Source organism: Geodermatophilus africanus (assembly GCF_900107105.1).
In the GTDB taxonomy this organism is placed as follows: Bacteria; Actinomycetota; Actinomycetes; order Mycobacteriales; family Geodermatophilaceae; genus Geodermatophilus; species Geodermatophilus africanus.
Genome location: NZ_FNOT01000040.1, coordinates 1 through 8,296, shown reverse-complemented (window position 1 = coordinate 8,296; position 8,296 = coordinate 1). Strand labels below are relative to the sequence as shown.

Sequence of the window (8,296 nt, the reverse complement as noted above, 5' to 3'; positions counted from 1 at the left end):
CGGGCGTGTGCCCGCAACAACCTGCTCAAGACCGCGCTGTTCGGCAACGACCCGAACTGGGGGCGGGTGCTGGCCGCGATCGGCACCACCGACGCCGCGTTCGCGCCCGACCGGGTGGACGTGACCATCAACGGGGTCACCGTCTGCCGGGGTGGCGCGATCGGCGACCCGCGGGAGGGCGTGGACCTCACCGGCCGGGCGATCAGCATCGACGTCGACCTGGGCGCCGGGTCCGAGCAGGCCACCATCTGGACCAACGACCTGTCCATCGCCTACGTGCACGAGAACTCGGCCTACTCCACATGAGCGACCTGGCAGCACCCGACCCCGAGCCGCACGTGACCACCACGCACGACCCGGCCGCCCAGGACCCCACCCCGCCCGACGTCCGCATCGACGAGGCGCCGCCGACGGTGCCCGCCGTCCGCAGGCGCATCGGCACCAACCGGGTCATGCGCACCGACGACCCGGAGGGCGACGCCCGCAAGGTGGCGGTCCTGACCGGGGCGCTGCCGTGGCTCAAGGAGTTCCACGGCAACGTCGTGGTCATCAAGTACGGCGGGCACGCGATGGTCGACGAGGACTGCCGTCGCGCCTTCGCCGAGGACATGGTGTTCCTGCGGACCTGCGGCATCCTCCCGGTCGTCGTGCACGGCGGCGGCCCGCAGATCACCGAGATGCTCGGCCGGCTCGGCATCGCCAGCGAGTTCCGCGGCGGCCTGCGGGTCACCACCGAGGAGACGATCGAGGTCGTCCGCATGGTGCTCACCGGCCAGGTCGGCCCGGACATCGTCGGGCTGATCAACCAGCACGGCCCGATGGCTGTGCACCTCTCCGGCGAGGACGGTGGCCTGTTCACCGCCGAGCGGACCCTCGCGACGGTGGACGGCGAGCAGGTCGACGTCGGTCTGGTCGGCGACGTCGCGGCCGTCGACCCCACCCCCGTCACCGCGTTGCTGGAGGCCGGGCACATCCCGGTGGTCGCCAGCGTCGCCCCCGACACGGACGGCGTGGTGCACAACGTCAACGCCGACACCGCGGCCGCGGCGGTCGCGGTCGCGCTGGGCGCGGTGAAGCTCGTGGTCCTCACCGACGTGGAGGGCCTCTACGCCGACTGGCCCGACCGCGACTCCCTGGTGCAGCAGATCGACGCCGGTGAGCTCGCGGAGATCCTGCCGAGCCTGGACTCGGGGATGGTGCCGAAGATGGCCGCCTGCCTGCGGGCGGTCGAGGGCGGGGTGAAGCGGGCCACCGTCGTCGACGGCCGGACCCCGCACGCGCTGCTGCTGGAGATGTTCACGACCGAGGGCACCGGGACCATGGTGGTCCCCGCCCGCGCCACCACCGGAGAGGAGCCGGCATGACCCGCACGGAGGAGCTGGCCGGCCGCTGGTCGGCGGTGATGATGAGCAACTACAAGGCCCCGCCGGTGGCGCTGGCCCGCGGCGCCGGGGCCACGGTGTGGGACGTCGACGGGCGGCAGTACACCGACCTGCTCGGCGGCATCGCCACCACGATCCTCGGCCACGCCCACCCCCGGGTCGTCGAGGCCATCACGAAGCAGGCGGCCACCCTGGGGCACGTGTCCAACCTGGCCATGCACGAACCCGGCCTGGCGCTGGCCGAGCGGCTGATCGAGCTGGCCGGCCGCCCGGGACGGGTGTTCTTCTGCAACTCCGGCGCCGAGGCCAACGAGGCCGCCTTCAAGCTGTCCCGGCTGACCGGCCGCACCCAGGTGATCACCGCCGAGGGTGCCTTCCACGGCCGCACCATGGGCGCCCTGGCGCTCACCGGGCAGCCGGCCAAGGCCGCGGCGTTCGCCCCGCTGCCCGGCGGCGTGGCTCACGTGCCCTACGGCGACGCGGAGGCACTGGGGAGCGCCGTCTCGGAGCGGACGGCGATGGTGCTGCTCGAGCCGATGCTCGGCGAGGGCGGTGTGCGGCCCGCCCCGCCGGGCTACCTGGCCGCGGCGGCGTCCGCGGCGGCCGCCGCCGGGGCGCTGTTCGCCGTGGACGAGGTGCAGACCGGCACCGGCCGCACCGGGCACTGGTTCGCCTCCTCCGCCGACGGCGTCGCCCCCGACGTGATCACCCTGGCCAAGTCCCTCGGCGGCGGGCTCCCGCTGGGCGCCACCCTCGCCTTCGGCCCCGCCGCCGAGCTGCTGCAGGCCGGCTCGCACGGCTCCACCTTCGGCGGCAACCCGATCGCCGCCGCCGCCGCGCTGGCCGTGCTGGACACCATCCGCGACGAGGGCCTGCTGGAGCGCGCCAAGGAACTCGAACACCGGTTCACCGCCGGCATCGAGAGCCTGGCCCACCCGGGCATCAGCGGCGTCCGGGGGCGGGGTGCCCTGCTCGGCGTCGTCCTCACCGCACCGGTCGCCGCCGCCCTGGAGACCGCGCTGCGCGACGCCGGGTTCCTGGCCAACGCCGTGGCCCCCGGCGTGCTGCGGCTGGCGCCACCCCTGGTGCTCACCGACGCCCAGGTCGACGCCTTCATCACCGCCCTGCCGGCGGCCCTGGACGCGGCGGGGCAGGAGTGACCCGCCACTTCCTGCGGGACGACGACCTCGGTCCCGCCGAGCAGGCCGAGGTGCTGGCCCTCGCCGCCGAGCTCAAGCGCACCCGGCACACCGAGGCCGCGCCCACCCCGCTGCGGGCCCCGAACGGGGTGCCGCGTGCGGTGGCGGTGCTGTTCGACAAGCCCTCCACCCGCACCCGGGTGAGCTTCTCCGTCGGCGTCGCCGAGCTCGGCGGGTACCCGCTGGTCATCGACGCCGCCACCAGCCAGCTCGGCCGCGGCGAGCCGATCGAGGACACCACCCGCGTGCTCGACCGGCAGGTCGCCGCGATCGTCTGGCGCACCTTCGGCCAGGACCGCATCGAGGCGATGGCCACGGCCAGCCGGGTGCCGGTGGTCAACGCGCTCACCGACCAGTTCCACCCCTGCCAGATCCTCGCCGACCTCCAGACGGTGGTCGAGCGCAGAGGCGCCCTGGCCGGGCTGACCATGAGCTACCTGGGCGACGGCACCAACAACATGGCGCACTCGTACCTGCTCGGCGGCGCCACGGCCGGCATGCACGTGCGCATCGGGTCACCCGAGTCGTTCCAGCCCGACCCGGCGGTGCTGAAGAAGGCTGGGGAGATCGCCGCCGAAACCGGGGGCTCGGTGCGCTGGACCGACGACGCAGCGGCCGCCGCCGACGGCGCCGACGTCCTGGTCACCGACACCTGGGTGTCGATGGGGCAGGAAGACGAGCACGACGCCCGCATCGCGCCGTTCCTGCCCTACGCGGTGGACGGCGCCGCGCTCGCCCGGGCCGCCGATGACGCCGTCGTCCTGCACTGCCTGCCGGCCTACCGGGGCAAGGAGATCGCCGCCGACGTCATCGACGGGCCGCGGAGCGCGGTCTGGGACGAGGCGGAGAACCGGCTGCACGCGCAGAAGGCCGTCCTCATCTGGCTCCTGGAGAACTCGTGAGACCGGCCGCCACCGGCCACGCCCCGGAGGGGCCGCGTCCCCCGCGACGCCCGGAGCGATCCGGGTGACCACCGCACTGACCCGGTCGGCCCGTCAGGCCCGCATCCGGGAGCTCATCGAGGTCCAGCCGGTCACATCGCAGACACAGCTGGCCGCGCTGCTGGCCGAGGGCGGGATCGAGGTCACCCAGGCCACCCTCTCCCGCGACCTCGAGGAGCTCGGCGCGGTCAAGCTGCGCGGCTCCGACGGCGCCCCGGCGTCCTACGTGCTGCCGCCGGAGAACGCCCCGCTGCGCCCGGCGCAGGCCGCGCCGGCCCGGCTCACCCGGCTGCTGGGCGACCTGCTGACCTCCGCCGAGGGCAGCGCCAACCTGGCCGTCGTCCGCACGCCGCCGGGTGCCGCGCAGTTCCTGGCCTCCGCGATCGACAAGGTCGGCCTCCCCGACGTCCTGGGCACGATCGCGGGGGACGACACTCTGCTGGTCGTCTCCCGCCGTCCCGACGGCGGGGCCGCCCTCGCCGACCGGCTGCGGGCGATGGCCGCGCGCGGCCCGGCCCCGACGGCCGCACCCGGAACCGACCTGGAGGACCCCGCACCGTGAGCCCGGCCGACCCCGCTGTGCCCACCACCGCCGGACCCGGCACTCCCGCCACCCCCACCGCCGCCGGACCGGGCACCCCCGCCACGCCCACCGCCGCCGGACCCGGCACCCCCGCCACGCCCACCGCCGCCGGACCCGGCACCCCCGCCACGCAGACCCGGCTCTGGGGCGGCCGCTTCGGCGGCGGAGGGCCATCGGGCGCGCTCACAGCGTTGTCCAGGTCCACGCACTTCGACTGGCAGCTGGCCCCCTACGACCTGGCCGGGTCCCGGGCGCACGCCCGCGTGCTGCACCGGGCCGGGCTGCTCACCGGCGACGAGCTCGAGCAGATGGTCGGCGCGCTCACGGAGCTCTCCGCCGAGGTCGCCGCCGGCACGTTCACCGCCGTCGAGGCCGACGAGGACGTGCACGAGGCCCTGGAGCGCGGTCTCACCGAGAAGCTCGGCGCACTCGGCGGGAAGCTGCGCGCCGGCCGTAGCCGCAACGACCAGATCGCCACCGACCTGCGCCTCTACCTCCGGCACACCGTCCGGGCCCTGGTGGGGGAGGTGGCCGCGCTGGAGGCCGCGCTCGTCGGGCTGGCTGACCGGTACCGCGACGTCGCCGCGCCCGGCATGACCCACCTGCAGCACGCCCAGCCGGTCCTCATCGCCCACCAGCTGCTCGCCCACGCGCACGCCTTCGCCCGGGACGTCGACCGGCTGCAGGACTGGGACCGCCGCACCGCCGTCAGCCCCTACGGCTCCGGCGCGCTGGCCGGCTCGTCGCTGCCGCTGGACCCCGACGCCGTGGCTGCCGAGCTGGGTTTCGACCGCGCGTCGGACAACTCCATCGACGGCGTGAGCGACCGCGACTTCGCCGCCGAGTTCTGCTTCGCCGCCGCCCTGCTGGGCGTGCACCTCTCCCGGCTGGGCGAGGAGGTCGTGCTCTGGACGTCGACCGAGTTCGGCTGGGCCCGGCTCGACGACGCCTGGGCGACCGGCTCGTCGATCATGCCGCAGAAGAAGAACCCCGACATCGCCGAGCTGGCCCGCGGCAAGTCCGGCCGGTTCGTCGGCAACCTGACCGGCCTGCTCACCATGTTGAAGGGCCTGCCGCTGGCCTACGACCGCGACCTGCAGGAGGACAAGGAGTCGGTCTTCGACTCCATGCAGCAGCTGCTCCTGCTGCTGCCCGCGGTCACCGGCATGGTCGCGACCCTCACGCTGCGGCCGGAGGTGCTCGAGGCCGCCGCGCCGCAGGGCTTCGCGCTGGCCACCGACGTCGCCGAGTGGCTGGTCCGCCAGGGCGTCCCCTTCCGCTCGGCGCACGAGATCTCGGGGAGCATGGTGGCCTACTGCGAGCAGCGCGGCCTCGAGCTCGACGAGCTCTCCGACGCCCAGCTCGCCGAGGTCGCGCCGGAGCTGACGCCCGACGTCCGCACGGTGCTCTCCGTCCCGGGCGCGCTGGCGGCCCGCCGGGCCCGCGGGGGGACGGCGCCCGAGCGGGTGGCCGAGCAACTGGCATCCCTGGGCGAGCTCGCGCGAGCGCACACCGCGTGGGCGTCGTCCTCGCCCGTGGCGGCCGCGCTCTGAACGACCCCGGGCCGCCGCTGACCTCCGGCGAGCTGCTCGGGCCGCCGGAGGCGGTGGCACCGACGCTGCTCGGCTGCTGGCTGGTCACCGACCGCCCCGCCGGCCGGGTGGCGCTCCGGCTGACCGAGGTCGAGGCCTACGCGGGGAACGGCACCGACCCGGCGGCGCACTCGCACCGCGGGCCCACGCCGCGGGTGGCGGTCATGTTCGGCCCGCCCGGGCGGCTCTACGTCTACTTCAGCTACGGCGTGCACTGGTGCGCCAACGTCGTGGTGGGTGCCGAGGGCCAGGGCTCCGCGGTGCTGCTGCGCGCCGGGGACGTCGTGGTGGGGGAGGAGCTGGCCGCCGCCCGCCGTCCCACCGCCCGCACGGCCCGCGACCTCGCCCGCGGCCCCGCCCGGCTGACGCAGGCCCTCGCCATCGGTCCCGACGACAAGGACGCCGACCTGCTCGACCCGTCGTCCCCCGTGCGGCTGCACCGCGGCGACCCGCCGGCGCAGGTCTCGGCCGGCCCCCGGGTGGGGATCAGCCTGGCCACCGAGCTGCCGTGGCGGTTCTGGGAGAGCGGGGCGGCCTCGGTCAGCCCCTTCCGCCCGGGTGGGAGACCCCGGTCCCGGCGCGCCGGGCAGGATGGTGTCCCGTGACCGACGTGATCGACGAGCTGCACCGTCGCGGGCTGATCGCCCAGAACACCGACGAGGAGGCGCTGCGCAAGCACCTCGCCGACGGACCGGTCACCTACTACGCCGGCTTCGACCCCACCGCGCCCAGCCTGCACGTCGGTCACCTGCTCCAGTTCATGGTGCTGCGGGCGCTGCAGCGGGCCGGCCACCAGCCCGTCGTCCTCGTCGGCGGGGCGACCGGTCTCATCGGCGACCCCCGACCCACCGCCGAGCGCCAGCTCAACGACCGGGACACCGTCGCCGCCTGGGTCGACAGCATCCGCACCCAGGTCGCGCCCTTCCTCGAGGTGCCGGCGCAGCGGGACGGCCTGAAGGCGCCGGTCTACGTCGACAACCTCGAGTGGACGGCGCCGCTCTCCGCCATCGACTTCCTGCGCGAGATCGGCAAGCACTTCCGGGTCGGCCGGATGCTGGCGAAGGAGGCGGTCGCCGCCCGGCTGAACTCCGAGGCCGGCATCAGCTACACCGAGTTCAGCTACCAGATCCTGCAGGCCAACGACTACCGCGAGCTGTTCCGCCGCCACGGCGTCACGCTGCAGACAGGCGGATCGGACCAGTGGGGCAACCTGACCGCCGGCATCGACCTGGTCCGCCGCACCGAGGGAGCGACGGTGCACGCGCTGTCCACCCCGCTGGTCACCAAGTCCGACGGCACGAAGTTCGGCAAGACCGAGGGTGGTGCGGTCTGGCTGGACCCGGCGCTCACCTCGCCGTACGCCTTCTTCCAGTTCTGGCTCAACGCCGACGACGCCGATGCCCGCGCCTGGCTTCCGCTGTACTCGGAGCGACCGGCCGAGGAGGTCGAGGCGCTGCTCGCCGAGTCCGTCGAGCGGCCGGCCGCTCGTGCCGCGCAGCGAGCGCTGGCCGAGGAGCTCACCCGCCTCGTGCACGGCGAGGAGGAGCTCAGCCAGGCGGAGGCCGCCGGCCGGGCGCTGTTCGGCCGCGACGACCTCACCGCTCTGGGCCCGGAAGCCTTGGGCGCCGCGCTCCGGGAGGCCGGCAGCGTCACCGTGGACGGCGAGACGCCGACCGTCGCCGCCCTGCTCCAGCGCACCGGGCTCGTCAGCAGCCTGTCCGAGGCCCGACGCACGGTGAAGGAGGGCGGCGCGTACCTGAACAACCAGCGCGTCACCGACGCCGACGCCGTCCCGGCGGAGTCCGACTGGCTGCCGGGGGGCTGGCTGGTGCTGCGCCGGGGCAAGCGCGCCGTGGCCGGGGTGCAGCGGCCCGAGGGCGTGTGAACGGCGTGTGACGGCGGGGTTCCGCGCTGGTGTCGGGCATCACCACACGGCGGTTTGACAGCCCGGACGACACGGACGTAACTTTCTCTCTGCGCCCGGCGAGACCGGAGCGGGACGGAGAGGAACTCTCCGCCCGCGGGTCGGACCAGGCGCCGCCTGCCCGGCAACCGAGCGGGCCCTGGGCACACAGTCCGGGGGACGTCGGTTGCACCGGGTGCCGCCGCTCCGATCGCCAGGCGCGGGTCCTGGACCCGCCGCTTGACGGACACAGCGAGCGGCGTAACGTGGAACAGCCGCCGTGATCGAAGGCCCCACCGGCCGGGTGTCGCGAGCGTCCGCTCTTTGAGAACTCAACAGCGTGCCGAAAGTCAGTGCCAAGTTGTATAACCCCTTTGTGGGTTTCTTTGGGTTGATGGATTTCGAGAGCGCCTGTTCTCGGTTCTCGCCCGGATCGATTCATCTACGGAGAGTTTGATCCTGGCTCAGGACGAACGCTGGCGGCGTGCTTAACACATGCAAGTCGAACGCTGAACCCGCTTCGGTGGGGAATGAGTGGCGAACGGGTGAGTAACACGTGGGCAACCTGCCCCCGGCTCTGGGATAACTCCAAGAAATTGGGGCTAATACCGGATGTGACCGCTGACCGCATGGTCTGGTGGTGGAAAGGGTTTCCGGCTGGGGATGGGCCCGCGGCCTATCAGCTTGTTGGTGGGG

8 protein-coding genes and 1 rRNA gene are annotated in these 8,296 nt (G+C 74.2%); all 9 read left to right on the top strand.

Annotated features, from left to right (window positions below; translation table 11 throughout):
- The coding region (locus tag BLW63_RS25780) for a bifunctional ornithine acetyltransferase/N-acetylglutamate synthase (protein ID WP_170856717.1) at positions 1–306 on the top strand (306 nt) is incomplete at its 5' end.
- The gene (gene argB, locus BLW63_RS25775; protein ID WP_244522818.1) at positions 303–1,364 is read left to right on the top strand and encodes an acetylglutamate kinase; all 1,062 of its coding nucleotides are present in this window, start codon (positions 303–305) and stop codon (positions 1,362–1,364) included. The genes BLW63_RS25780 and argB, both read left to right, overlap by 4 nt.
- Positions 1,361–2,542, top strand: a complete 1,182-nt coding sequence (locus BLW63_RS25770; RefSeq protein WP_091162488.1) for an acetylornithine transaminase — start codon at positions 1,361–1,363, stop codon at positions 2,540–2,542. Before argB ends, BLW63_RS25770 begins: the two co-directional genes overlap by 4 nt.
- Positions 2,539–3,483 (top strand): ornithine carbamoyltransferase, encoded by a 945-nt coding sequence (gene argF / locus BLW63_RS25765; protein ID WP_091162487.1) that lies wholly within the window; start codon positions 2,539–2,541, stop codon positions 3,481–3,483. The genes BLW63_RS25770 and argF overlap by 4 nt, the downstream gene beginning before the upstream one ends.
- 64 nt (positions 3,484–3,547) lie before the next feature.
- Positions 3,548–4,084: an arginine repressor gene (locus BLW63_RS25760; protein ID WP_091162484.1), complete on the top strand. Its 537-nt coding sequence runs from the start codon at positions 3,548–3,550 to the stop codon at positions 4,082–4,084.
- Positions 4,081–5,658 (top strand): argininosuccinate lyase, encoded by a 1,578-nt coding sequence (gene argH / locus BLW63_RS25755; RefSeq protein ID WP_244522817.1) that lies wholly within the window; start codon positions 4,081–4,083, stop codon positions 5,656–5,658. Before BLW63_RS25760 ends, argH begins: the two co-directional genes overlap by 4 nt.
- Entirely contained in the window at positions 5,622–6,302 is a 681-nt protein-coding gene (locus tag BLW63_RS25750) for a DNA-3-methyladenine glycosylase (protein ID WP_244522816.1), read from the top strand. The genes argH and BLW63_RS25750 overlap by 37 nt, the downstream gene beginning before the upstream one ends.
- Positions 6,299–7,582 (top strand): tyrosine--tRNA ligase, encoded by a 1,284-nt coding sequence (gene tyrS, locus BLW63_RS25745; protein WP_091162482.1) that lies wholly within the window; start codon positions 6,299–6,301, stop codon positions 7,580–7,582. The genes BLW63_RS25750 and tyrS overlap by 4 nt, the downstream gene beginning before the upstream one ends.
- Before the next feature lie 459 nt (positions 7,583–8,041).
- Positions 8,042–8,296, top strand: a 16S ribosomal RNA gene (locus BLW63_RS25740); the annotation flags it as partial.

Coding starts and splice junctions, on each gene's coding strand:
- argB (WP_244522818.1), top strand. CDS start 303: ATGAGCGACCTGGCAGCACCCGACCCCGAGCCGCACGTGACCACCACG.
- BLW63_RS25770 (WP_091162488.1), top strand. CDS start 1,361: ATGACCCGCACGGAGGAGCTGGCCGGCCGCTGGTCGGCGGTGATGATG.